This is a genomic window from Comamonas flocculans (genome assembly GCF_007954405.1).
In the GTDB taxonomy this organism is placed as follows: domain Bacteria; phylum Pseudomonadota; class Gammaproteobacteria; order Burkholderiales; family Burkholderiaceae_C; genus Comamonas_C; species Comamonas_C flocculans.
Genome location: NZ_CP042344.1, coordinates 3116120 through 3140265, shown reverse-complemented (window position 1 = coordinate 3140265; position 24146 = coordinate 3116120). Strand labels below are relative to the sequence as shown.

The following is a 24146-nucleotide window of genomic DNA, read 5'->3' as shown; positions in this document are numbered from 1 at the left end:
GTTCAGGCGCACCGGGTCTGCTGCCGCCCTTCAAGCGCGCACGACCAGGGTGTGGCCGCCTGGGGGCAACATTTCACCCACGACGGCTGCATGCTCGAAGCCCTGCTCGGCAAACAGGCGCAACACCTCGGGCGCGACCTGGGGCGTGCAACTGACGAGCAGGCCGCCCGAGGTCTGGGGGTCGGTGAGGATGGCGCGCGCAGCGGGCGCGAGCGCCGGATCCAGCAGGACCTCAGCGCCGTAGGCATCCCAGTTGCGCCTTGACGCGCCGGTCTGCAGGCCCTGCTCGACCAGCTGCGCCACCTGCGGCAGCAATGCGAGGCTGTCGTAGCGCAGCTGCGCCGTCAACCCCGAGGCGCGCGCGAGCTCCAGCGCATGGCCGGCAAGGCCAAAACCGGTCACGTCGGTGAGCGCATGGACCCCCGGCAGCTGCGCCAGCGCCATGCCCGGCGTATTGAGCTGCGTGGTACTGGCAATGAGCGCGTCGTAGCCTGCGGCGTCGAGCCTGTCCTTCTTGAGCGCCGCGGAGAGCACGCCCACGCCCAGGCGCTTGCCCAGGATGAGCACATCGCCAGCGCGCGCGTCGCGGTTGCGCTTGACCTGCTCAGGATGCACCAGGCCCATGACCACCAGCCCGTAGATCGGCTCGACCGAGTCTATGGTGTGACCGCCCGCAATGGGGATGCCCGCCTTGCGGCAGACGGCCTGCCCACCGCGCGCCACCGCGCCTATCGTCTCCAGCGAGAGCCTGGCCAGTGGCATGGCCAGCAAGGCCAGCGCCATGATGGGCCGTGCGCCCATGGCGTAGATGTCGCTGATGGCATTGGCCGCGGCGATGCGCCCGAAGTCATGGGGATCGTCCACGATGGGCATGAAGAAGTCGGTGGTGGCCACCAGCGCCTGTTCTTCGTTGAGCCGGTACACGGCCGCGTCGTCCGCGGTCTCGTTGCCTACCAGCAGTTCGGGCGGCACCCAGCCTGCGGCGCTGCCCTGAAGGATCTCCTGCAACACCCCCGGGGCAATCTTGCATCCGCAGCCGCCACCGTGCGACAGACTGGTCAGGCGCAGGGGCGCGGCGGCTTCAAGAGGGCTGTGGATCATGGCAGTGCAAACGATGGAATCGAAACGCCTATTGTCCGCCCCGGGCCGTTCGCCATAATCACCGCATGCGACTTCTACACACCATGCTGCGGGTCGGCGACCTGCAGCGTTCCATTGATTTCTACACCCGGGTGCTGGACATGCAGCTGCTGCGCACCAGCGAGAACCCCGAATACAAATATTCGCTCGCCTTCCTCGGCTACGAGGGCGGCAACCCCGGCCAGGCCGAAATCGAACTGACCTGGAACTGGGGCGTCGAGAGCTACGAGCACGGCAATGCCTACGGCCATGTCGCGATCGGCGTACCCGATGCCTACGCGGCCTGCGAGCGCATCAAGGCCGCAGGCGGCCAGGTCACGCGCGAAGCCGGGCCGGTCAAGGGCGGCAGCACCATCATCGCCTTCGTGACGGACCCGGACGGCTACAAGATCGAACTAATACAAACAAAATCAACAACTTACGATAACGGACGCCAGTCGGACGCCAAAAACACCGATCCGCTGCGCAGCGCGTAGCAGATATGCAACAGAAGCCCGCACAAGCGGGCTTCTTTTTGTCCGGTGATGGCACGCAGCCATGGCTATCAACTTCCGCTCCATCGGCCAGGAGCAACCTTTCGGGCTCACCGGCTTCATGACCGTTTCTGGGGCTGATCTGAGACGTTCATGGTTGACGGGTTGTTGCCAACGGCCACGGTCATGAGCGTGTCGGAGTGGCAGGATCCCACGCACGCGAGCTGCAAACCTTCGGACAGTCTCAATAGATCGACAGGTACTTGCGCCGCTGCCGTGATCACTCGGGCCAGCATGGCTCCATCGCTTCCTGCTCGACCGCGAGCGCCCCGAGTGCTGCAGCTTCTTCACCCCACCCCCAGCGCTCACAGACCCTGAGAATCTCGCGCCGTGCAGAGGGTGCCAATTCACGCTGGGTAACGGTGCCAGGTAGCACGGCATCAGCGCGCATGCCATGCAAACGGAGCGAACGCCCTTCTTGTTCGCAGCACTTAGCGATGTGCGACGCAATGCGGAATCCGCCCAAGTCGATGTCGCCCCAGTGATGGAGGGCCGCGGTCGGCGCAAGCGCCTTCAGAAACACTGCATAGGCTCGCTTCCACGATGGACTCGGCATGCCGCCCGTGTAGATAACGATGGCATCGTCCGGCCGTTGCCCGGCCATTTCGTGGAACGTGGTCAGATTCTCGACTGTCAACAGCCGCTGGCCGAAACCTGGATCGATTTGTACTGAATCGCCCCGGTTTCCGAGGAGGCTCAAATCTTTGAGAGGATTGAGCCATGAACAATGCAACGAAGTTTTCCGCAGAGGTGCGCGAACGCGCAGTGCGGATGGTGCAGGAGGGACGGGGCGAGTATCCCTCCCTGTGGAAGGCCGTGGCGGCGATTGCCCCCAAGATCGGCTGCACGCCCACAACCTTGCTGAGCTGGGTCAAGCGCGCCCAGGTTGATGGCGGGCAGCGGCCCGGCGTCACCACGCACGAGCGCGATGAGATCAAGGCGCTGCAGCGTGAGGTCAAGGAGCTGCGGCGCGCCAACGAGATATTGCGCCTTGCCAGTGCTTTTTTCGCCCAGGCGGAGCTCGACCGCAAATTCAAGTGAACGCGTTCATCGACAGGCACCGCGAAGTGCATGGGGTCAAGCCGATCTGCAGGACGTTGCAGGTCGCCCCGTCGGCGTACTGGCGTCACGCTGCTTGTCAGCGCGATCCTGAACTGCGTAGCGAGCGAGCCAAACGCGATGAGGTGCTGGCCGTAGAGATTGAGCGTGTGTACAACGCCAACTGGCAGGTCTATGGCGTGCGCAAGCTCTGGCACCAGTTGCAGCGTGAGGGTATTGCCGTGGCTCGCTGTACCGTGGCTCGGCTGATGAAGCACCTGGGCATCGAAGGCGCACGCCGTGGCAGGCGCGTGCGCACCACTATGGCCGATGCCGCCCAGCCGTGCCCGCTCGATCGGGTCAATCGCAACTTCACCGCCGAGCGACCCAACCAGCTATGGGTGGTCGACTTCACGTACGTGTCCACCTGGCAGGGATGGCTGTACGTGGCCTTCGTCACCGACGTCTTTGCCCGCCGTATCGTGGGCTGGCAGACAAGCACGTGCATGAACACCGATTTCGTGCTGGACGCCCTGGAGCAGGCATTGCACGCGCGTCAGCCGGACAAGGGCGCGCTCACGCATCACGGGGACAGAGGCTCACAGTATCTGTCCTGGCGCTACAGCGAGCGCCTGGTCGACGCTGGCGTTGTCGCCTCGGTGGGCTCCGTGGGTGACGCCTACGACAACGCCTTGGCCGAGACGATCAATGGCCTGTACAAGACCGAGGTGATCAAGCGACTGGGGCCGTGGAGATCTCGTGAGCAACTGGAGCTGGCCACACTGCGCTGGGTCCACTGGTTCAACACCGAACGACTGCTTGAACCCATCGGTAACATTCCACCAGTAGAAGCTGAAGCAAAATACTTCAGTAACTTGGCAATCAAACACGCTTCGGAAGAGGCAGCCACTTTAACCACGTAGCCTCCTCGAAACCTGGGGCGATTCAACCAGCATGCGGTCTTGCCAGCTAACGCTGGCATCGGGTGGTCCCCTGGGGGCCACGGGCGGCGCAGTGCGCTGCACCGCCCGTTCCTCCGCGCCCCGGTCCATCGCGAGCGCGGCGCGCACCATGGCCCACGCGGCGCTTACCAGCAGCACGAGCACGGCGCCCAGGAGCCAGCCCAGCGCAGGCATGCAGGTGGGGTCCAGCGCTGAACAGGGCGTCCAGGTCACGGCAGTCCAGTCCTGGTCATCGCGGGCGAAATAGGCCCGCTGTGCCCGCCCCTGGGTGTCCGCAGACGACACCCACCCGCTGCTGGCGCCCTCTGTGCCGGTAAGCAATCGCGCTACCTGCCCGGGGCCGAAACTGCCACGCAAGCCCGGCGGATGTGCCAGGACGACGCGACCTTCGCTGTCCACCAGGATGCGCTCCCACTCCGAATCCGCCGCGGACGCATCGCTCGGCGCCTGCGACGTACTCGCCTCGGTGTGCGCCGGTGCCCGCGCAGCGCTCGCGCCGCCGGGGTGCCGTGCCACAATCGCCGGCGCCGGCGGCGCCCGAAGACCCTTCGCAACGACAAGCACAGGAGAGCAGTCATGACCACCCCGTTCGCACCCATGCCCGACGCACAGGGCTATTTCGGCCCCTACGGCGGCCAGCTGGTGCCGCCGTTTCTCAAGCAGGCGATGGACGACATCGGCAAGGCCTATGCCGAGATCACGCAGCGCGCAGACTTCCAGCAGGAACTGCGCGAACTGCAGACGGACTACGTCGGCCGGCCCAGTCCGATCTTTCACGCGCGGCGCCTCTCGCAGCAGCTCGGCGGCGCACAGATTCACCTGAAGCGCGAAGACCTCAACCACACCGGCGCGCACAAGATCAACCACTGCCTGGGCGAGGCGCTGCTGGCCAGGTTCATGAACAAGACCAAGGTGATCGCGGAGACCGGCGCGGGCCAGCACGGCGTGGCGCTGGCCACGGCCTGCGCGCTGGTGGGCATACCGTGCGAGATCCACATGGGCCAGGTGGACATCGAGAAGGAACATCCCAACGTCACCAAGATGCGCATCCTGGGCGCGACGCTGGTACCGGTCACGCGCGGCGCGGCCACGCTCAAGGAGGCGGTGGACAACGCCTTCGAGGAATACCTGAAGGACCCGACCAACTACTTCTACGCCATTGGCTCGGTCGTCGGGCCGCACCCGTTTCCGATGATGGTGCGCGACTTTCAAAGCATCGTCGGGCGCGAGGCGCGCGAGCAATTCCTCGGCAAGCACGGCAAGCTGCCCGACTATGCGGCGGCCTGCGTCGGCGGCGGCTCCAATGCCATGGGGCTGTTCACGGCCTTTCTGGAGGACGAAAGCGTCAAGCTGGTGGGCGTGGAGCCCGCGGGCGAAGGCACGGACAAGCCCGGGCGCCACGCGGCCACGCTCACCATGGGCAAGCCGGGCGAGATCCACGGCATGAAGTGCTACGTGCTGGAAGACGCGCCGGGCGTACCGGCGGCCGTGCACAGCATCGCCTCGGGCCTGGACTACCCCGGCATAGGGCCGCAGCACAGCTACCTCAAGGACATTGGCCGGGTGCAGTACGAGGTGGCCGACGACAAGGAAACGCTGGACGCCTACATGCGCCTGTCGCGCGTCGAAGGCATCGTGCCGGCCCTGGAGAGCGCGCACGCCGTGGCCTGGGCCATGCGCGTGGCGCCCGGGCTGGGCAAGGAAGTGAACATCCTCGTGAATCTGTCGGGGCGCGGCGACAAGGACGCGGACTACGTGGCGCACAAGCTCGGGCTCTGAAGCGCACGGGCGCGCGGCAGGCTGCAGCCATGAGCGGCCCCATTCCCTGGCTGGCGGCGCAAGACCCGTTTCCGCCGCCGCAGACCAGCTGGGGGCCGGACAGCCCCATGCCCGGTCTGCTGGCGGCCGGCGGCGCGCTGGACGTGCCGCACCTGGTGGCGGCCTACGCGCAGGGCATCTTTCCGTGGTTCGGCGAGGACCAGCCCATCCTCTGGTGGAGCACCGCGCCGCGCATGGTGCTGCCGCTGGACGAATTCCGCCTGCACGCCTCGCTGCGCAAGACGCTCAAGCGCTTTCGCGCCGCACCCGGGCACGAGCTGCGGGTGGACAGCGACTTCGCCGCCGTCATCCACGCCTGCGCCAGCACGGCGCGCAGCGGCCAGGCGGGTACCTGGATCGTGCCGCGGATGGTGCGTGCCTACGAGGCGCTGCACGCCGCCGGCTTTGCCCACAGCGTCGAGACCTGGGTGCACGGGCGACTCGTGGGCGGCCTGTACTGCGTGGCGCTGGGGCGCGCGGTGTTCGGTGAATCCATGTTCGCCCACGCGCGCGACGCTTCCAAGATCGCCCTGGCGGCGCTGGTGGCGCTGTGCCGCCTCCAGGGGGTGCGGCTGATCGACTGCCAGCAGAACACGCGCCACCTGGCGTCGCTGGGCGCGCGCGAGATCGACCGCGAAGACTTCCTCGCGCATGTGGCGCGGGCACGCACACTGGCGGCGCTGGATTGGCGTTTTGCACCACAATGCTGGGACGAGCTTTTGCCCGCAACCACAGCATGACCCAACTCAACGACCTGCCGCTGCAGGCGCTGCAGTTCTACACCACGGCGCCCTATGAATGCAGCTACCTGCCGGGGCGTCTGGCGCGCTCGGAAGTGGCCACGCCCAGCCACCTGATCCACAGCGGTGTGTATTCCGAACTCATCGCCCAGGGCTTTCGCCGAAGCGGCATGTTCACTTACCGCCCGCACTGCGAAGGCTGCAATGCCTGCACGCCGATACGCATCCTGGCGCAGGACTTCCGGCCCGACCGCAGCCAGCGCCGCGCCTTGCGGCGCCACCGCACGCTCGAGGCGCGCGCGCTGCGCCTGCATTTCGTGCCCGAGCACTACCAGCTCTACCTGCGCTACCAGGCGGTACGCCACGCCGGCGGCGGCATGGACCACGACAGCATCGACCAGTACACCCAGTTCCTGCTGCAAAGCCGGGTCAACTCGCGCCTGATCGAATTCCGCGAGCCGCAGGCCGACGGCAAGCCCGGGCTGCTGCGCATGGTGTCGGTGCTGGACATCCTGGACAACGGCCTGTCGGCGGTCTACACCTTCTACGACCCCGACGAAGACGCGAGCTACGGCACCTACAGCATCCTCTGGCAGATCGCCCAGGCGCGCGCCATGGGACTGGAGCACGTCTATCTGGGCTACTGGATCGCGCTCAGCCCGAAGATGAATTACAAGACGCGCTTCAAACCGCACCAGTTGCTGCTGGACGGCGCCTGGAAGCGCTTCGACTGAAAATATGAGCCAAATCGGCCTCCAGCGCCCGCCCATCAAGCACAAGTAGCTATTTTTTTGCTATCACGGTGCGAGGTCGAAGACCAGCACCTCGGCCCCCTTGCCCTGCGCCAGCGTGATCTGGGTTTCGTCCTGCAAGAGCGCGGCGTCCCCGCCCGCGAGCGCCGCGCCATTGACGTCCAGCGTCCCGCGCACCAGGTGGACATAGGCCTTGCGCCCCGGCTCGATCACCAGGCGCGCCGCTTCATCGCCGTCGAACAGACCCGCATACAGGCGCGCGTCGGCATGCATGCCCACCGCGCCGCCCTGTCCCATGGGCGCGGCGATCAGGTGCAGACGCCCGCGCTTGGCGGAATCGGGCACGCGCGTTTGCTCGTAGCTGGGCGACACGCCCTGGACGTCGGGCAGGATCCAGATCTGCAGGAAGTGCGTCTCCTGCCCCTGGGCGTGGTTGAACTCGCTGTGCATCACGCCGCTGCCCGCGCTCATGCGCTGCACGTCGCCCGGCGGTATCGCCTGCACGTTGCCCATGCTGTCGCGGTGCGCGAGCTCGCCCGAGAGCACGTAGCTGATGATCTCCATGTCGCGGTGTCCGTGCGTACCGAAACCGCTGCCCGGCGCGATGCGGTCTTCATTGATCACGCGCAGATTGCCCCAGCCCATGTGGCCCGGGTCGTAGTAGTCGGCAAACGAAAAGCTGTGCAGCGACTTGAGCCAGCCGTGGTCGGCCAGGCCGCGCTCGCTGGCCTTGCGCAGGGTGAGCATGAAGGGTTCTCCTTGACGGGGTTCTGCCATCTTCCCATGTGGGTGCGACGCGGCATTTGCCAAGGGGCGACGCCGGCGGATCGCGCAGCGGCATGCGCCCCGGCTTTCCCCGCCGGCTGCGCGCGCGTGTAGAGTGCGGCCAGTGCCACCAAGGAAGACCGCCATGCCCGCGCAAGCCCCCGTCCAGCCACGGCGCAAGCCCCAGCATTACGCCGTCGTCGGCGCCGGCATTGCCGGCATCGTCTGTGCCCGCACGCTGGCGCAGGCGGGCCACAGGGTGAGCGTGTTCGAGCAGGCCGCGCGCGTCGGCGGGCGCACCCTGACGCTGCAGAGCCCGGCCGGCGGCTTCGATGCCGGCGCGCAGTACTTCACGGTGCGCGACGAGCGCTTCGCCCGCGCGCTGCAGACCGTGCCCGGCCTGTGCCGCCCCTGGAGCGCGAGCACCGTGCGCGTGCTTGACGGCGCGGGCCGCGTGGTCAGCGCCGCGCCGCCCCCCGGCGAGGCGCACTGGGTGGCGCAGCCCGGCATGGACGCGCTGGCCGCCGCCTGGGCAGAGCCTCTGGCGCAGCTTCACACGGGCCGGCAGGTCGGGCGGCTCAAGCGCCTGGGCGCACGCTGGCGGCTGCAGACCGTCACCGGGCCGGATGCGCAGGATCTGCAAGACGCGGGCAGTTTCGACGCGCTGCTGCTGGCCCTGCCCGCGCCCGAGGCACTGACACTGCTGCGGGCCTCGGGCCTGCGCCCCGCCTGGGCACCGGCCCTGGCACAGGTGCGCATGGCCCCGTGCTGGACGCTGATGCTGAGCTTTGCGCAGGCGGTGCGTCCGGGCCTGACCACGCTGGGTCCGCAATGGAATGCGGCGCGCAGCACCCACCACCGCGTGGCCTGGCTGGCGCGCGAATCGTCCAAACCCGCGCGCGCCCAGGTCGAGCGCTGGACGGTGCAGGCCAGCCCCGCCTGGTCCGAAGAGCACCGCATGGACGGTGCGCAGCGCGTGCAGGACAAGCTGCTCAAGGCCTTTGCCGAAATCACCGGCATCCGCGCGACACCGAGCGCGGCGCGCGCCCTGCTCTGGCCGCATGCGCAAACCCAGGTCGCGCTGGGCCAATCCTTCGTCTGGGACAAGGCGCTGCACCTGGGCGCCTGCGGCGACTGGTGCCTGGGCCATCGGCTGGAGGACGCCTTCGTCTCGGGGCTGGAACTGGCGCTGGCCGTCGCCACCTGAGACGACCGCCGTCGGGTGCCTTGCGCGCCCCGCCTGCCGCCCATCCGCTTGCCATCGCCCGCCTGCATGTACCTGGGTCGTTTTGCCCCCTCGCCCACCGGGCCGCTGCATGCGGGCTCGCTGGTGGCGGCGCTGGCCAGCTGGCTGGACGCGCGCGCGGCCGGCGGCCGGTGGCTGGTGCGCATTGAAGACGTGGACAGCGGGCGCTGCCGTGCGGGCGCGGCCGAGCGCATCCTGGCCCAGCTTGCCGATTGCCAGCTGCTGCCCGACGCACCGCCGCTGTACCAGTCACGCCGCGGCGCGCGCTACCAGCAGATGCTGGACGTGCTGCGGGCACGCGGCCTGGCCTACCCCTGCGGCTGCACGCGCCGCGACATCGACGCCGCCCTGGCCGCGCAAGGCCTCGCGCACGAACGCCACCACGATCGCCCCTACCCCGGCACCTGCCGCGCCGGCCTGCATGGCAAGCCCGCACGGGCCTGGCGTTTCCATCTTGAAAAATACCTTTCAAATTGGCCGCAAACGCAGGCTGGCAAAGCGCCAGCAGCTCCTTTTTCAGTAGAGGACAAGACGCTGCGCTGGCAGGACCGGCGGCTGGGCCCGCAAAGCCAGGACGTGGCGCGCGAGGTCGGCGACTTCGTGCTGCGCCGCGCCGACGGCCTCTGGGCCTACCAGCTGGCCGTGGTGGTGGACGACGCCGACCAGGGCATCACCGACGTGGTGCGTGGTGAAGACCTGGCCGACAACACCCCACGCCAGATGCTGCTGCAGGCGGCGCTGGGCCTGCCCACGCCGCGCCACCTGCACACGCCGCTGGTGCGCGCGAGCGACGGTGAAAAGCTCTCCAAGCAGCATGGCGCGCCGGCGCTCGACACCCGCGCGCCATTGCCCCCGCTGGCGGCGGCGGCGCGCGTGCTGGCCCTGCCCGAGGCGCCGCGCGAAAGCGCTGTCGCCCAGGCGCTGGCCTTCTGGGTCGCCGCCTGGCGCGACACCTACAATCGCGCGCCGTGACCGAAGAGCAAACCTCCCCCGCCGAGCCCGAGCACCCCCGGCGGCGCATCCGCAGCTTCGTGCTGCGCGCCGGGCGCACCACCGCCGGCCAGGCCAGGGCACTGGCCGAACTGGGGCCGCGCTACCTGCTTGACTACGCGCCGGTGCCGCTCGATGCCATGGCGGCCTTCGGTCGCGCCGCGCCACTGATCCTGGAGATCGGCTTCGGCATGGGCGAAGCCACGGCGCAGATCGCCCAGGCCCGCCCCGGCGACAACTTCCTGTGCTGCGAGGTGCACGAACCCGGCGTGGGCGCGCTGCTCAAGCGCATCGGCGAACAAGGCGTGGGCAATATCCGCATCGTGCGCCACGACGCCGTGGAGGTGGCCACGCACATGCTCGCGCCCGGCCAGCTCGACGGCGTGCACATCTTCTTTCCCGACCCCTGGCACAAGACGCGCCACCACAAGCGCCGGCTGATCCAGCCGCCGCTGGTGGCGCTGCTGGCCAGCCGCCTGGCGCCCGGCGGCTACCTGCACTGCGCCACCGACTGGCAGCCCTATGCAGAGCAGATGCTGCAGGTGCTCTCGGCCGAACCGCTGCTGCTCAACACCGGCACGCCCTGGGCCGAGCGCCCCGGCTACCGGCCGCTCACCAAGTTCGAGAACCGCGGCCTGCGTCTGGGCCACGGCGTGCGCGACTTGGTCTTCACCCGGCGCGCACCCGCGCCCTGAGCGCGCCCGCCGCTGCGCACCGCGGGCGCTTGCGGGTAATATCCGCAGCAAAAAAATGGCCGCCGCGCCCCGCGCGCGACCGCAGGAGACCCACCCCTTGCTTCGACCCATCGAGCTCAGATACCTCGGAGGTTGCGCTGCTGCCGCCGCCGTGTGCGTGCTCGCGGCGCTCTTTCCCCAATGGAGCGAAGCCTGGCTGGAGCAGCGCAGCGCACTGGGCGTGCACCTGTTCACCGAGGTGTTTTCGCTGGCCATGATGCTGGGCATGGCGGCGCTGGCCTGGAACGACATCCGCCAGAACCACGGGCACACCGCCAACGTGGTGCTCTTCGGCTGGGTGCTGATCGCCGCGCTGGACACGATGAGCCTGTTCAGCTTCGAAGGCATGCCCGGCTACAGCCCCGCCCAGGGCATGACCCTGACCTTTTTCTACCACACCCTGGCCCGCACGATAGAGGCGGTCTACCTGTTCTATCTGGCCTTGCTGCTGGGTTTTGCCGGCCGCCGGCTGCTCTGGCTCGCGGCCGCCCTCGTGCTGGCGGGCGCGCTGGGCCTGCTGGGGCTGGGTGCGCCGGCATTGCCCTTGCTGCTCTACACCCCGCAGATGGGCGCGGGCATGTCCGCCACGGGGCTGGGGCTGCAGCTCGCGGGCATCGCGCTGTGCCTCGTCAGCGCCGTGCTGTTCCTGCGCCACTGGCGCCAGCGCCCGCTGCTGCTGTCGCTGCAGATCGCCGCGGCCTGCTTCGTGCTGGCGCTGAGCCGGGCCTTGTTCATCGGGCACTTCGGCACCCTGGACGGCGCCGACATCGCCGCCTGGCTGCTGCGCGCAAGCGCCTACGCACTGCTGTACGGCGCCTGGCACCAGATCGGCGTCGCGCACCCGCACCAGCAGCTGCTGCAGTCGCAGCGCACGATTGCCCGGCAAACGCGTGAAATCCTCACCGCCATGGCCGAGATGCCGGTGGAAGTGGTGCTGCTCGACCCCGCGCTGAACTACCACTACGCCAATCCGGCGCACACGCGGCGCACCGGCATGCACCGCAAGGAGCTCGCCGGTACCTCCTGGCTGGGCCAGGTGCCCTATGAGCAGAGAGACCTGGTGCTGGCCCACCTGAGGAGCGCGCTGCGCGGCCAGCACGTGCATTTCGACCTGCGCGAGGAAGCGGGCGGCGTGGTGTTGTTGAGTCTGGACGCGCGGGCCGCGCCGCGCCTTGCCGCCGACGGCAGCGTCGAGGGCGTGCTGCTCACGCTGGTGGACAACACCGAGCAGGAAAACACCCGCCTGATGACGCGGCTGTCGCTGCAGGAGGCGGCGGACCTGAAAGCCGCGCTCGACGCCCACGCCATCGTCGCCGTTTCCAACGCCGAGGGCACGATCACCCAGGTCAATGACAAGTTCTGCGAAATCTCCGGCTACCGCCGCGACGAACTCATAGGCCACACCTACGCGCGCATCCGCTCGGGCATGCACCCGCCGAGCTTCGACAAGGAGATCAGTCAGGCGGTGGAGGCCGGCCAGGTGTGGACCGGCGAGATCTGCAACCGCGCCAGGGACGGCAGCCTGTTCTGGACCCAGACCACCATCGTGCCCTTCACGCGCAGCGACGGCGCGCCCCAGCAGTACATCACGCTGCGCACCGACATCACCGAACGCAAGGCCTCGGAGCAGCAGGCGCGCGAGATGGCGCTGTACGACGAGCTCACCGGCCTGCCCAACCGGCGCCTGATCGTCGACCACGTGCAGCAGGCCTGCACCAGCAGCTCGCGCAGCGGCAGCCACAGCGCGGTGATGCTGCTGGACCTGGACAACTTCAAGGAAGTCAACGACACCCAGGGGCACGACCAGGGCGACGAGCTGCTGCGCTGCGTCGCGCGGCGGCTGCAGCGCAACCTGCGCACGGTGGACATGGTGGCGCGCCTGGGCGGCGACGAATTCGTGATTCTGGTCAACGGCCTGAGCAGCGAGCGCCACGGCGCGGGCGAAGAGGCCCTGGCCATAGGCGAGAAGGTGCGCGCGGCGCTGGAGCGTGCCTTCAACCTCGGCGCGCGCGTGGTGCACACCTCTGCCAGCATGGGCCTGTCGCTGTTCCAGGGCACGGGCACGACGCAGGACGACATCCTCAAGCGCGCCGACATGGCACTCTACCGCGCCAAGGCACGCGGGCGCAACCAGATCTGCCTGTTCGACCCCAGCATGCAGACCGAGGTGGAGCACCGCGCCAGCCTGATGTCCGACCTGCGCATGGCGCTGAGCCAGGGCGAGCTGCAGCTGCACTACCAGGTCATCGTCGATCGCAACCGCCAGCCCATAGGCTACGAGGCGCTGCTGCGCTGGCAGCATCCGCTGCGCGGCGAGGTACCGCCGCTGGCCTTCATCGAGCAGGCCGAGCAGTCGGGCCTGATCCTGCCCATAGGCACCTGGGTGCTGCAGACGGCCTGCCGCCAGCTCGCCGAGTGGGCACTCGAGCCGGCGATGCGCCGGCGCACGGTGTCGGTGAACATCAGCGCGCGCCAGCTGCGCGACCCGGATTTCGTCGGCGTGGTGCGCTCCATCCTCGATGAAACCGGCGCCAGCGCCCACCTGCTGTGCCTGGAGCTCACCGAGAGCATGTTCCACGAGGACATGGAGCAGAGCATCGCCAAGATGCAGCAGCTGTGCGCGCGCGGCGTGCGCTTCGCGCTCGACGACTTCGGCACCGGCTATTCCTCGCTGGGCTATCTGCGGCGCATGCCGCTGGACATCATCAAGATCGACAAGTCCTTCGTGGACGACATCCTCACCGACCCCAACGACGCGGCCATCGCCCAGACCATCATGGCACTGGCCGGCACGCTGGAGCTGCGCGTGATCGCCGAAGGAATAGAGGCGCCAGAGCAGTTCGAATGGCTGCGCAGCCGCCACTGCGACGGCTTTCAGGGCTACCACTTCGGCCGGCCGGTGCCGGCGCAGGATTTGCAGGACGCAGCTCAGGCGCTATAGTGCTGCGCCAAGATGTCTCCCGCGTCCCCGCTTCACATCGTCTCGACGGATCGGCACGCGCCGCCGTCCGAAGAGGTGTTCGAGCGCGCCGCGGACATCTTCAGGCTCATGTCCACGCCGGTGCGGCTGCAGATCATCAGCTCCCTGTGCGCGGGCGAGAAGAACGTGAGCGAGATCCTGGGCGAGATCGCCACCACCCAGCCCAACCTGAGCCAGCACCTGAACGTGCTCTACCGCGCCGAGATCCTGGCGCGCGAGCGCCGCGGCAACCAGGTCTTCTACCGCATCCACAACCACGACGTGGTGGCGCTGTGCCGCACGCTCTGCGGCATGCTCACCGCAGACCAGGACCAGCACGCCCATGCGCCCTGAGGGCCGCCGCGGGCAAGCGCCCGGCGGCGCGGGCATGGGCTTTCAGTCGAGCGTTCTGCGCAGCGCCAGGTAGCGCGCCTCGTTGGACACGCCGGCGAGCCCGGCGAACTTGCCGGCCAGCAGCGGATCGAGCCGCGTGATGCGCTCCGCCACCGGCGGGTGGGTGGCAAACAGCATCTGGTAGTTGGCGTCCTGGGCCGAACCGGCGGCCAGCGTATGCAGCGACTGCACCAGGCCCGCGGGCGCATAGCCGGCGCGCGCCGCCCACAGCAGGGCGTAGCGGTCGGCGTCGTATTCGTCGGACTGGTCCAGCCCCTTGGCGTAGATGTTGCGCACCATGCTGATCATCGGGCCGCTCAGGGCGGAATTGCCGCTGCGCGCCTCGACGATGCCGCCGGCCATCTGGGCAAAGCCGCCCGACTTGACCGCCGCCAGGTAGTGGCCGTGCACCACGTGGGTGATCTCGTGGGCCAGCACGCCGGCGAGCTCCGCCTCGGACTTGAGCGTGCGCAGCAAGCCGCGCGTGACGAAGACGTAGCCGCCCGGCGTTGCGTAGGCGTTGACCGCGTCGGAATCGATCACGCCGAAGCGCCACTGGTAGTCCACCGCACGGCCGCTGCCGTCCTTGCGCGCGTCGGCCTGCTGCGCCACCCACAGGCCCACGCGGTTGACGTAGCGCTGCACCTCGTCGTTGCGCAGCAACGGGCGCGCGCCCAGCAGCACCGAGGCAAAGCCGTTGCCCAGCTCGCGCTCTTCTTCGGGGCTGTAGTCCTTGAACGCCGCCGAGGCGCCCTGCACCACGTTCTGCACGCCGCTCATGGTGCTGCCCCCGCCCCCGCCGCCCAGGCTGCCGAGCGCGGAAGTGAGGCCTCCAAGGCCGCCGCCGGACATGGTTTCGCAGCCCAGCAGCGCGGCGGTGCAGGCGCTGGCGAGCAGCCAGCGCAGATTCGTCTTCAGGCTCATTGCGCGGCTCCGTCGTAGTCGGCGATTGCCGTGGCCGCGAGCTTGCCGCTGCGGGCAAACTGCTGCGCCTCGCGGGCACTGACCGCGTGCTGCTCCAGCCGGCGCACTTCCTGCGGCGCGGGCTGGGCCGAGGCCAGTTCCTCCTGCGTGAGGCCGCGCGTGCCGGTGGTGGCGGTGGGCTGGTTGCCGGCGCCGGTGAACAGGCTGGCCAGCGGGTTGCCGCTGGCCGCCGGCGCGCGTGCCGCCATGGTGCGCACATGGGTCAGGCGCACCCAGCCATGTTGTTCGCCGGCCTGGACCTTGAGCCAGCCGCCCCGGGTCTGCACGCCCTGCAGCGGCGTGCCCGCGGGCAGTTGCTGCACCACCATGGAATTGAGCGCCGGCGTGGCGCGCAGCTGCGTCGCCGTCGTCACCTCATGCGTCTGGGCGCCCGCCAGCAACCCCCAGGCGAGCAGTGCCGCAAAGGCCAGCCAGCGCCAGCCGCGGCTGCGTGTGTGGTAGCTCATGGTTCACCTCCGTCTGTGCTGCCCCCTGTGCCGGGGGCTGTTCCCGTGGCGGCCATTGTAGGCAGCGGTTCGTACAAAAGCACCTGCTGTTCGCGCCCCTTGACGCTGAAGGCGCCGTGGCCCGCGAAGGCCAGACGCTCGCCGCAGAGCTCGCGCGTCGCTTCGGACACCAGGATGCGCGCCACGCCCTTGGTACAGCCCTCGATGCGGCTGGCCAGGTTCACCGTGTCGCCGATGGCGGTGTAGTCCAGGCGCCGGGCCGTGCCCAGGAACCCCACCACCGCCGGCCCGCTGTGTATGCCTATGCCGATCTCGAAGCGCGTACCCGGCAATTCGCGGGCGACCTCGGCGCAAAAGCGCTCGAGCGCCTCGGACATGCCCAGTGCCGCGCGCACCGCGCGCTCGGCATGGTCGCCCTGGGCCATGGGCGCGCCCCAGAAGGCCATGATGGCGTCGCCGATGAACTTGTCGAGCGTGCCGCCGTGGCGAAAGATCACCTCCACCTGCATCTCGAAGTAGCGGTTGAGCAGCGCCACGATCTCTTCGGGCTGGCGGTGCTCGGACAGGCTGGTGAAGCCCCGGATGTCGGAAAACAGCACCGTCACCTCGCGGCTGGCAGACACCTCGGCCTGGGCCACCTGCTGCGCTTCGGACAGGTCCTGCACGATGCGCGGATCGACGAAGCGCGAAAACATCGCCTGCACATGGTGGCGCTGCGCCATCTCCAGGCGCGAGGACAGCAGCCCGAAGGACAGCAGCGCCAGCGCCCCCATGGCCAGTGCCGAGGTCGGCACCCAATACACCTGGTGGCCCAGCAGCAGCGCTGATGCGGCCATCGAGGCCACGGCCGCCGTGCCCAGCAGCGCCGCCGGCCACAGCGGTGACAGGCGCAGCATGAAAGCCGCCGCGATCGCCAGCACCAGCGTCAGCGCCAGCGCGGGGCTGAGCCAGCGCGGCGCCTCGCGCAGCCAGTCGCCGTCCTGCAGATTGGCCAGCGCCGTGGCCAGCACGAAGGGGCCGGGCATGGTCGCGGCCACCGGCGTGGGCACGAAGTCCAGCAGGCCCGAGGCGGTGGCGCCGACGATGATGATCTTGCCCGCCGGGTCGAACGGCAGCGCCTGCCCTTCGCTCAGCGCCGCCAGGTAGGCCTGCGCGTACGGGATGCGGGTGAAGCTGCGGCCATACCAGTGCAGGCGAAACGCCGGCGTGCCCGGGCGCGGCAGCTGCAGCCAGTCGGCCACGCGCCCCACGATGTGCGGCAGCCACCAGCCTTGCACTTCGCGGCCCAGCTCGATGCTGCGCCCCAGGCCGTCGGCATCCTTGATGAAGTTGATGTAGCCGGTACGCCAGAGCTCGGGCGGCAGCGCGATGGGCGCGTCGATGCCGTAGCGCGCGTCGGGCCGGGCCTGGGGGCCGCGGCGTATGCCCATGACCTCGGGGGCGAGCGCCAGCGGCGCCTGCTGCGTCGACTCCGGCATCAGGATCATGGGCACGAAGATGCGCTCGTCGCGCAGCGCTGCGGCCAGGGCGGCGTCGTTTTCCGGGTGCAGGCGGTCGGGCGGCGAAAGGATCAGGTCGAGCACGATGGCCCGCGGGCCGTGCGCGGCCAGCGCCGTGAGCAGCTCCGCATGGATGGCGCGCGGCCAGGACCAGGTGCCCGCCAGCTCCAGCATCTGCGGGTCCATGAGCGAGTTCTGGTCGATGTCCACCAGCACCACGTCGGGCGGCGGCGTACGCTGCGCGGCGTGCCGGTGCAACAGCGCATCGCCCACGCGGTTGTCCAGCGCTTCGAGCAGATGCCAGTGCGCGCCGTCCGCCCAGGCCAGCAGCGTCAGCAGTGCCGCCAGCAGCGCATGCAGGGTGCGCCGACCCAGGCGAGCGCGCAGACGCTGCAGCGTGGAGCGGTGGCGTGTGGCTTCAGTCACGCCCGGCAGTATCGGCAGGCGCCACGCTCAGGTCAACGCCGGCAGTTCTGCTACTACAAAAATAGCTTCTTGCACAATGCCTGCGGGCGTTACAGCCGTTTTTCATCCGCGTTGACGGCGCGCCTCGTACAGGCACACGCCGCTGGCCACCGAAACGTTCAGGCTCTCCACCGCGCCATGCATGGGGATGGACACCAACACGTCGCAGCGCTTGCGCGTGAGCTGGCGCATGCCCTGCCCTTCGGCGCCGAGCACCAGCGCCAGCGGCCCGCGCAAGTCGGCCTGGTAGAGGGTCTGCGGCGCGTCGTCGCTCGTGCCCACCACGGTGATGCCACGTTCCTTGAGCTCCATCAGCTGGCGCGCGAGGTTGGTCACCATGAAGTAGGGCACGGTCTCGGCCGCGCCGCTGGCCACCTTGGCCACGGTGGCGTTGATGCCGGCGGCGTGGTCCTTGGGCGCGATGATGGCGTGCGCCCCGGCGCCGTCGGCCACGCGCAGGCAGGCGCCCAGGTTGTGCGGGTCGGTCACGCCGTCGAGCACCAGCAGCAGTGGCGGCACGTCCAGGCCGTCGAGCAGGTCGTCCACCGAATGGCTGCGGGCGAGCTCCTGCACCCGCGCGGCCACGCCCTGGTGGCCGTGGGAGCCGGCCAGGCGCGCGATGCGCAGGCCGTCGGCCTCCACCAGGCGCACGCCGGCCTCGCGGGCGCGCTGCAGGAACTGGCGCATGCGCGCGTCGCGCCGCGTGGGGTCGTGCAAGACCTCCACCACGCTGGCGGGCGCGGTCTTCAGGCGCACACCCACCGCATGGAAACCGAAAAGCACTTTGAGATCAGCCATGGCCGGGGATTATCGCGACGGCACGGGCTTGGGGCATGATCAGGCCCGCCCGCCCCGCCTGGTCCCGCATGCTGCAACTGCCCCATATCTCGCCGCTGGAACACACCGCCTTCGTGGCTGCGGGGCTGCTCACCTACGTGGTGGTCACGCGCATCCGCCAGCAGCGGCGCCACCCCTACGCGGCCATGGCCTGGGTGCTGGGCATCGCGGCCTTTCCCTATCTGGGCCTGCCCCTGTTTCTGGTCTTCGGCACGCGCAAGCTGATCCGCCCGCAAACCCCGGCCCAGCCCGCCCCCGCCGGCCCCTGGGCGCACGCCGCGCCGATCTGGGCCACGCGGCTGCTGGCCTCGCTCGGCGTGGCCGGCGCGCGGCCGCAGCGCAGCGTGCGCTTCGCCGCCGAAGGCCCCGAGGCGCTGGCGCAGTTGCGCGCGGTGATCGCGGCCAGCCGGCACACACTGGACATCTGCACCTACGTGCTCGGCGATGACGAGGTGGGCGCGGCGGTGGCCAGCGCGCTGGCCGAGCGAGCGCGCGCCGGCGTGCGCGTGCGCCTGCTGGTGGACAGCATAGGAAGCCTCAAGAGCGCGCACCGCCACGACGCCATGCTGCAGGCCATGGGCGTGCGCATGCGCCTGTTCGTGCCGGCGCTGGGTCTGCCCGGGCGCGGACGCACCAATCTGCGCAACCACCGCAAGGCGGTGATCGCGGACAGCACGCTGCTGTGGGCCGGCGGGCGCAACATCGCCAATGAATACTTCATCCGCGCCGGCGACGGCCCGCCCTGGCCGGACCTGAGCTTCGTCGCCGAAGGGCCGCTGGCCGCGCAGGCGCAGGCGCTGTTCGACGGCGACTGGCGCATCGCCCGCGGCGCGCGCAGGGCGCCGCGTCTGGGCTATGCCGAGCGTTTTGCGCGCCAGGAGGCCGCGCAGGCCGACCTGGCGGCGCAGCCGCCGGCCACGCACACACCCCTGCACAGCGACGAACCGCGCACGCTGCGTCTGGCGCAGTGGGTGGCCAGCGGCCCGGACTTCCATGAAGACGTGCTGCACGCGCTGGTGATGTCCGCCGCCTTCCACGCCGAGCGGCGCCTGCTGCTAGCCACGCCCTACTTCGTGCCCGACGAGGGCCTGCTGGAGGCACTGGTGCTGGCCGCCAAGCGCGGGCTGAACATCACCCTGGTGCTGCCGGCGCGCTCCAACCACCGCCTGGCGGACTGGGCGCGCGGGCGCGCGGTGCGCACGCTGGTGGATGCCGGGGTGAACGTGCGCCTGCTGCCCGCCATGGTGCACGCCAAGGCGGTGGTGGTGGACGACGCGCTGGCGCTGTGCGGCTCAGCCAATCTGGACAGCCGCAGCCTGTTCATCAACTACGAAGCCATGGCCGCGTTCTATGGCCCCGACGAAATCGAATGGCTGGGTCAGTGGATAGTGCAGACCGCCGAGCAGGGCGAGCGGGCGGCGTCAGGCACGCCGAACTGGCTGCGCGACCTGGCCGAAGGCATCGTCACCACCATCGGCTTTCAGCTCTGAGTGCGCTCCAGAATGCGCCCCGCCTGCAGCGTGATGCGCTGCTCGCAGCGCGCGGCAATGCCCTGGTCGTGCGTGACCAGCACCAGCGCCGTGCCCTGCTCGCGGTTGAGCTGCAGCATGAGCTGCATCACGCTCTCGCCGCTGGCGTGGTCCAGACTGCCGGTAGGCTCGTCGGCCAGCAGCAAGGCCGGCTGCACCACGAAGGCGCGCGCCAGCGCCACGCGCTGCTGCTCGCCGCCCGAGAGCACCCGCGGGTAGGCGCGCGCGCGCTGCGCCAGGCCTACGCGCTCGAGCATCTGCGCGGACCGGGCACGCGCGTCGCGCCGGCCCGCGAGCTCCAGCGGCAGCATCACGTTTTCCAGCGCGCTCAGGTGGCCGAGCAGCTGAAAGCTCTGGAACACGAAGCCGAGTTCGCGCGCGCGCAGTGCGGCGCGCCCGTCTTCATCCAGTGCGAACAGGTCCTGCCCGGCCAGCCGCACGCTGCCGCGCGTGGGCACGTCGAGCCCGGCGATCAGCGACAGCAGCGTGCTTTTGCCCGAGCCCGAGGCACCCACGATGGCCAGGGTCTGCGCGCGCGCCAGCGTCAGATCGATATCCGTGAGAATGTCGAAGCTGCCCGTGGCGTCGGTCACCGTCTTGCCCAGGCCTTGCACCTGCACCAGCGGGGTTTCGGAAGATGGATCCAATGACATGAAGAGCTTTCAGCGGCGCGCGGCCAATCGGCGCGACTTTATCCTGCTTGCCTGCACGGCCTGCGCGCTGCCGGCGCGCGCCGCGGACGCCGCGCCGGTGATTCTGGTGGTGGGCGACTCGATGAGCGCCGAATACGGCCTGCCCCAGGGCAGCGGCTGGGTGGCGCTGCTGCGCCAGCGCCTGGCAAAGCAGCTGCCGCAAGCCAGCGTGGTCAACGCCAGCGTCAGCGGCGACACCACGGCGGGCGGGCGCTCGCGCCTGGCGGCGGCGCTGGCGCGGCACAAACCGGACATCGTCATCCTGGAGCTCGGCGGCAACGACGCGCTGCGCGGCCTGCCGCTGTCCTCCACCGAGGACAACCTCGCGGCCATGGCGCGCCAGGTGCGCCAGGCGGGCGCGCGGCTGCTGCTCGTGGGCATGCAGGTGCCGCCCAACTACGGCGCCGACTACACGCGGCGCTTCGCCGGCCTGTTCGAGACCCTGGCGCGCGAGCACCAGGCCGCGCTCGTACCCTTTTTGCTCGAAGGCGTGGCCAATGCGCCCGACCCCACGGCGCTGTTCCAGGCCGACCGCATCCACCCCAGCGTGCAGGCGCAGCCGCTGCTGCTGGACAACGTCTGGAAGGAGCTTCAGCCGCTGCTGTCTTGAACGCTATTGATGCAATAGCTTTCAGCTCTTTACCAGCAAGGGCTAGAGGCCAAAAACACGCTCCATTGCCTGGGCCAGGTCGGCGCGCAGATCCTGCACCCCCTCCAGGCCGATCGCAAAGCGCACCACCGTGCCCGGCGCCAGTTGCGCCGGGGCGCGCCCGCGCATGGCCGCGAGCTGGTAGGGCATCACCAGGCTCAGCGGCCCGCCCCAGCTGTAGCCTAGGCGAAAGTGCTGCAGCGCGTCGCAGAAGGCGTCGACCTGCGCGCCGGTGTAGCGTGCGTCGATCACCACACTGAAGATGCCCGCGGCCAGACCCTCGCCGCCCGGGGCGCACAGCAGCTGCCAGTGCGCATGCCCCGGGCTGCCGGCAAGCGCCGGGTGCAGCACCTGGGCCACCGCGCCCTGCCCCTGCATCCAGCGCGCGAGCTCGCGCGCGGCCGCATCCTGCGCTCGGTAGCGCAGCGCCATGCCGGGCAGCGCGCGCAGCACCGCCTCGACGTCGTTGCCCGCCACGCCCATGCCCAAATGCATGTGGCAGCGCTGGATGCGCTCGTGCAGCGCGCTGCTGCGCGTGCTGATCGCGCCCATCAGCAGGTCGCCGCCGCCGCTGGGGTATTTGGTCAGCGCGTGCACCGACACGTCCACTCCGAGGCTGGCGTCGCCCAGCAGGTCGAAGGGCGCAAACGCCAGGCCCGCGCCCCAGGTGTTGTCCAGCGCCGTCGCAACTGCGCGCTCCTGGCACACGCGCACCAGCGCGGGCAAATCGGGGAACTCCATGGTGACCGAGCCCGGCGGCTCCAGCCAGACCAGGCGCGTGGCCTTGCCGATGCGCGCGGCCAGGTCCTGCGCATCCATGGGGTCGTACAGGCCGCAGCCTATGCCGTAGCGCCGCAGCAGCTCCTGACTCAGCGCCTTGTTCGGGCCATAGACGTTGTCCGGCAGCAGCACCTCGTCGCCCTGGCTCAGCAGCGCCAGCGCGGTCACGCTGATCGCCGCCAGGCCGCTGGGCGCCAGCAGGCAGTGGCTGGCGCCTTCGAGCGCGGCGATGCGCTGCTCCAGCAGGTAGCTGGCCGGCGTGCCGTGCAGGCCGTAGGTGTAGCCGCTGCGGTCTTCCCAGCGGCTGGCGCGCAGGGCGGCGGTGTCGGCAAACAGCACGGTGGAGGCCTTGTACACCGGCGGCTGCACGCTTTCGAAGCCTGCCGGCGGGCGGTAGCTGTCGTGGATGAGCCGAGTGGCGACGTCGGAGCGGGTGGTATCGGGCATGGCGCGATGGTAGCGCTGCAAAATACGTCGATGTCCATACCGCGCACGCTGAGCAGCTGGCTGCCCTTTCTGGCCTGGCCAAGGCCGAGCCGCGAGCTGCTGCGCGGCGAATTCTGGGCCGGCATGACGGTGGGCCTGATGCTGGTGCCGCAGGGCGTGGCCTACGCGCAGCTGGCCGGCATGCCGCTCGTGACCGGCATGTATGCCTCTCTCATTCCCATGCTGGTGGCGGTGCTCTGGGGCTCTTCGGTGCGCCTGGGCGTGGGGCCGACGGCGCTCACCAGCCTGCTTACCGGCACGTCGCTCATCGGCTTGGCGCAGCCGGGCAGCGCGCATTGGGTGACGCTGGCGGTGTGGCTGGCGCTGCTCTCGGGCCTGCTGCAGGCGCTGCTGGGCGTGGTGCGCTTTGGCTGGCTGCTGAGCCTGGTGACCTCGCCCATCCTCAATGGCTTCACCCAAGCGGCGGCGCTGCTCATCCTGATGTCGCAGCTGCCGGCACTGCTGGGTCTGACGACGCCGTGGCGCGCTTTCCTGCACGATCCCTCATGGCAGGCGCTCGACGGGCATGCGGCCGCCTTCGGCCTGGGGAGCCTGGCGCTGCTCTGGCTGGCCGCGCGCTGGCGGCGCAGTTTTCCCGCGGCCATCGTGGTCATCGCCTTGACCGCCACGCTCAGCTGGGCCACGGGCTTCGCCGACGCGGGTGGCAAGGTCGTGGGCGCGCTGCCCCAAGGGCTGCCGGCGCCGTACCTGCCGGGCTGGCTCAGCTGGGACGAATTCAGCACGCTCGTGATGCCGGTGATGGTGATCACGCTGGTGAGCTTTCTGGAAACCGCCTCCAGCGCCAAGGTGGACCACCGCGAGGGCGGCACGCAATGGAACGAGAACCAGGACCTGATCGCCCATGGCCTGGCCAAGGTCAGCTCGGGCCTGTGCGGCGCCTTTGCGGTGAGTGCCTCGTTCTCGCGCTCGGCGCTGAACCTCTATGCGGGTGCGCGCACCGGCTGGGCCACGCTGTTCGCCTTTGCGCTGGTGCTGGCCGCCCTGCTGTGGCTGCTGCCGCTGCTCTACCACGTGCCGCAGTCGGTGCTCGCGGCCATCGTCATCGTGGCGATCAAGGGCTTGATACAGCCGCGCGGCATGCTGAGCCTGTGGCGCGTCTCGCGCGTGGAAACGGCCACCGGGCTGCTGACCTTCGCCATCACGCTGCTGAGCGCGCCGCGCATCTACTGGGGCGTGCTCACCGGGCTGCTGGTCAACCTCAGCCATTTCATCTACCAGCGCCTGCACCCGCGCATCATCGAGGTGGGCCTGCACCCGGACGGCACGCTGCGCGACCGCGCGCTCTGGGGCCTGGGCGCGCTGGACGAGGCGGTGCTGGCGCTGCGCATGGACGCGGCGCTGGACTTCGCCTCGGCCACGGCGCTGGAAAAGCGCGTGGCGGATGCCTTTTCTGCCCGCCCCGCGCTCAAGCACCTGTGCCTGTTCGCCCAGCCGATCAACCGCATCGACGTCACCGGCGTAGAAGCTTTCATGCGCCTGCTGCTGTTCGTGCAGGGGCACGGCGGCACCTTGTACCTGAGCGGGTTGAAGCTGCCGGTGCAGCAGACGCTGCAGGCCGCCGGTGCCCTCGAACCCGGGCCCCATCTGCTGCTGTGTCGCAGCGATGGCGAAACCCTGCAGCGCCTGGGCCACGACCCGGCAAATTGAGCCAGGGCGCAGCCATGCGCACTGCTACACTTGCGTGAGCC

Annotated in this window: 21 protein-coding genes, 1 pseudogene and 1 other annotated feature; of the genes and pseudogenes, 13 read left to right on the top strand and 9 right to left on the bottom strand. The window is 69.6% G+C overall.

The window, feature by feature from the left end; genetic code table 11:
• Positions 1-30: 30 nt before the first annotated feature.
• Entirely contained in the window at positions 31-1101 is a 1071-nt protein-coding gene (gene selD / locus FOZ74_RS14975) for a selenide, water dikinase SelD (protein WP_146913808.1), read from the bottom strand.
• A gap of 65 nt (positions 1102-1166) precedes the next feature.
• On the opposite strand from selD, the gene gloA reads away from it, so the two are divergent.
• Entirely contained in the window at positions 1167-1616 is a 450-nt protein-coding gene (gene gloA, locus FOZ74_RS14970) for a lactoylglutathione lyase (RefSeq protein ID WP_146913807.1), read from the top strand.
• A gap of 277 nt (positions 1617-1893) precedes the next feature.
• On the opposite strand, the gene FOZ74_RS14965 is transcribed toward gloA, so the two are convergent.
• Positions 1894-2373 carry a Wadjet anti-phage system protein JetD domain-containing protein gene (locus tag FOZ74_RS14965; protein ID WP_146913805.1) on the bottom strand — a complete coding sequence of 160 codons (480 nt, stop codon included), beginning with the start codon at positions 2371-2373 and terminating at the stop codon, positions 1894-1896.
• A 20-nt stretch (positions 2374-2393) separates the two neighbouring features.
• On the opposite strand from FOZ74_RS14965, the gene FOZ74_RS14960 reads away from it, so the two are divergent.
• From FOZ74_RS14960 to FOZ74_RS14940, 4 genes are all read left to right on the top strand, one after another.
• Positions 2394-3634, top strand: a protein-coding gene (locus tag FOZ74_RS14960) for an IS3 family transposase (RefSeq protein ID WP_432417462.1) whose coding sequence is annotated in 2 segments (ribosomal slippage) — positions 2394-2685 and positions 2685-3634 — 1242 coding nt in all. Because the reading frame shifts where the segments join, the coding sequence is not laid out codon by codon here.
• Positions 2672-2785, top strand: a sequence feature (AL1L pseudoknot). (Overlaps the previous gene by 114 nt.)
• 615 nt (positions 3635-4249) lie before the next feature.
• Positions 4250-5452 carry a tryptophan synthase subunit beta gene (trpB, locus tag FOZ74_RS14950; protein ID WP_146913802.1) on the top strand — a complete coding sequence of 401 codons (1203 nt, stop codon included), beginning with the start codon at positions 4250-4252 and terminating at the stop codon, positions 5450-5452.
• Positions 5453-5481: 29 nt separating this feature from the next.
• Positions 5482-6231 carry a leucyl/phenylalanyl-tRNA--protein transferase gene (gene aat / locus FOZ74_RS14945; protein WP_146913801.1) on the top strand — a complete coding sequence of 250 codons (750 nt, stop codon included), beginning with the start codon at positions 5482-5484 and terminating at the stop codon, positions 6229-6231.
• Positions 6228-6965 carry an arginyltransferase gene (locus FOZ74_RS14940; protein ID WP_146913800.1) on the top strand — a complete coding sequence of 246 codons (738 nt, stop codon included), beginning with the start codon at positions 6228-6230 and terminating at the stop codon, positions 6963-6965. Before aat ends, FOZ74_RS14940 begins: the two co-directional genes overlap by 4 nt.
• 63 nt (positions 6966-7028) lie before the next feature.
• Here FOZ74_RS14940 and FOZ74_RS14935 read toward each other — a convergent pair whose 3' ends face one another.
• Entirely contained in the window at positions 7029-7730 is a 702-nt protein-coding gene (locus FOZ74_RS14935; protein ID WP_146913799.1) for a pirin family protein, read from the bottom strand.
• A gap of 163 nt (positions 7731-7893) precedes the next feature.
• Between FOZ74_RS14935 and FOZ74_RS14930 the strand changes: the two genes are divergently transcribed.
• The 5 genes from FOZ74_RS14930 to FOZ74_RS14910 all read left to right on the top strand — a co-directional run bounded on the left by FOZ74_RS14930 (position 7894) and on the right by FOZ74_RS14910 (position 14031).
• A complete protein-coding gene (locus FOZ74_RS14930; RefSeq protein WP_146913798.1) occupies positions 7894-8955 on the top strand; it encodes an NAD(P)/FAD-dependent oxidoreductase in 1062 nt (353 codons plus the stop codon).
• A 66-nt stretch (positions 8956-9021) separates the two neighbouring features.
• Positions 9022-9966: a tRNA glutamyl-Q(34) synthetase GluQRS gene (gene gluQRS / locus FOZ74_RS14925; protein WP_146913797.1), complete on the top strand. Its 945-nt coding sequence runs from the start codon at positions 9022-9024 to the stop codon at positions 9964-9966.
• A complete protein-coding gene (gene trmB, locus FOZ74_RS14920) occupies positions 9963-10679 on the top strand; it encodes a tRNA (guanosine(46)-N7)-methyltransferase TrmB (RefSeq protein WP_432417461.1) in 717 nt (238 codons plus the stop codon). Before gluQRS ends, trmB begins: the two co-directional genes overlap by 4 nt.
• A gap of 97 nt (positions 10680-10776) precedes the next feature.
• Positions 10777-13659 (top strand): bifunctional diguanylate cyclase/phosphodiesterase, encoded by a 2883-nt coding sequence (locus FOZ74_RS14915; protein ID WP_186764614.1) that lies wholly within the window; start codon positions 10777-10779, stop codon positions 13657-13659.
• Positions 13660-13671: 12 nt separating this feature from the next.
• Positions 13672-14031 (top strand): ArsR/SmtB family transcription factor, encoded by a 360-nt coding sequence (locus FOZ74_RS14910; RefSeq protein WP_146913794.1) that lies wholly within the window; start codon positions 13672-13674, stop codon positions 14029-14031.
• Positions 14032-14073: 42 nt separating this feature from the next.
• On the opposite strand, the gene FOZ74_RS14905 is transcribed toward FOZ74_RS14910, so the two are convergent.
• The 4 genes from FOZ74_RS14905 to rlmB form a co-directional block, all read right to left on the bottom strand.
• Complete coding sequence (locus FOZ74_RS14905; RefSeq protein WP_146913793.1) at positions 14074-14994, bottom strand: M48 family metalloprotease; 921 nt, start codon at positions 14992-14994, stop codon at positions 14074-14076.
• Positions 14991-15500 (bottom strand): SH3 domain-containing protein, encoded by a 510-nt coding sequence (locus tag FOZ74_RS14900; protein ID WP_146913792.1) that lies wholly within the window; start codon positions 15498-15500, stop codon positions 14991-14993. Before FOZ74_RS14900 ends, FOZ74_RS14905 begins: the two co-directional genes overlap by 4 nt.
• A complete protein-coding gene (locus FOZ74_RS14895) occupies positions 15497-17425 on the bottom strand; it encodes an adenylate/guanylate cyclase domain-containing protein (RefSeq protein WP_146913791.1) in 1929 nt (642 codons plus the stop codon). The genes FOZ74_RS14900 and FOZ74_RS14895 overlap by 4 nt, the downstream gene beginning before the upstream one ends.
• 102 nt (positions 17426-17527) lie before the next feature.
• Positions 17528-18262, bottom strand: coding sequence for a 23S rRNA (guanosine(2251)-2'-O)-methyltransferase RlmB (rlmB, locus tag FOZ74_RS14890; protein WP_146913790.1), 735 nt, complete (start codon positions 18260-18262; stop codon positions 17528-17530).
• A 35-nt stretch (positions 18263-18297) separates the two neighbouring features.
• On the opposite strand from rlmB, the gene FOZ74_RS14885 reads away from it, so the two are divergent.
• On the top strand, positions 18298-19791 hold the full coding sequence (locus FOZ74_RS14885; protein WP_255437664.1) for a phospholipase D-like domain-containing protein: 1494 nt from the start codon (positions 18298-18300) through the stop codon (positions 19789-19791).
• Here FOZ74_RS14885 and FOZ74_RS14880 read toward each other — a convergent pair.
• Positions 19782-20357 (bottom strand): annotated as a pseudogene (locus tag FOZ74_RS14880) (ABC transporter ATP-binding protein); the annotation flags it as partial. The gene FOZ74_RS14885 and the pseudogene FOZ74_RS14880 sit on opposite strands and share 10 nt — an antisense overlap.
• 124 nt (positions 20358-20481) lie before the next feature.
• Here FOZ74_RS14880 and FOZ74_RS14875 point away from each other — a divergent pair.
• Positions 20482-21132, top strand: coding sequence for an arylesterase (locus FOZ74_RS14875; RefSeq protein WP_146913789.1), 651 nt, complete (start codon positions 20482-20484; stop codon positions 21130-21132).
• A gap of 42 nt (positions 21133-21174) precedes the next feature.
• Here FOZ74_RS14875 and FOZ74_RS14870 read toward each other — a convergent pair whose 3' ends face one another.
• Positions 21175-22398 carry a PLP-dependent transferase gene (locus tag FOZ74_RS14870; protein WP_146913788.1) on the bottom strand — a complete coding sequence of 408 codons (1224 nt, stop codon included), beginning with the start codon at positions 22396-22398 and terminating at the stop codon, positions 21175-21177.
• Between the two features lie 30 nt (positions 22399-22428).
• Here FOZ74_RS14870 and FOZ74_RS14865 point away from each other — a divergent pair, with 30 nt between their 5' ends.
• The gene (locus tag FOZ74_RS14865; RefSeq protein WP_146913787.1) at positions 22429-24105 is read left to right on the top strand and encodes a SulP family inorganic anion transporter; all 1677 of its coding nucleotides are present in this window, start codon (positions 22429-22431) and stop codon (positions 24103-24105) included.
• Positions 24106-24146: the final 41 nt, after the last annotated feature.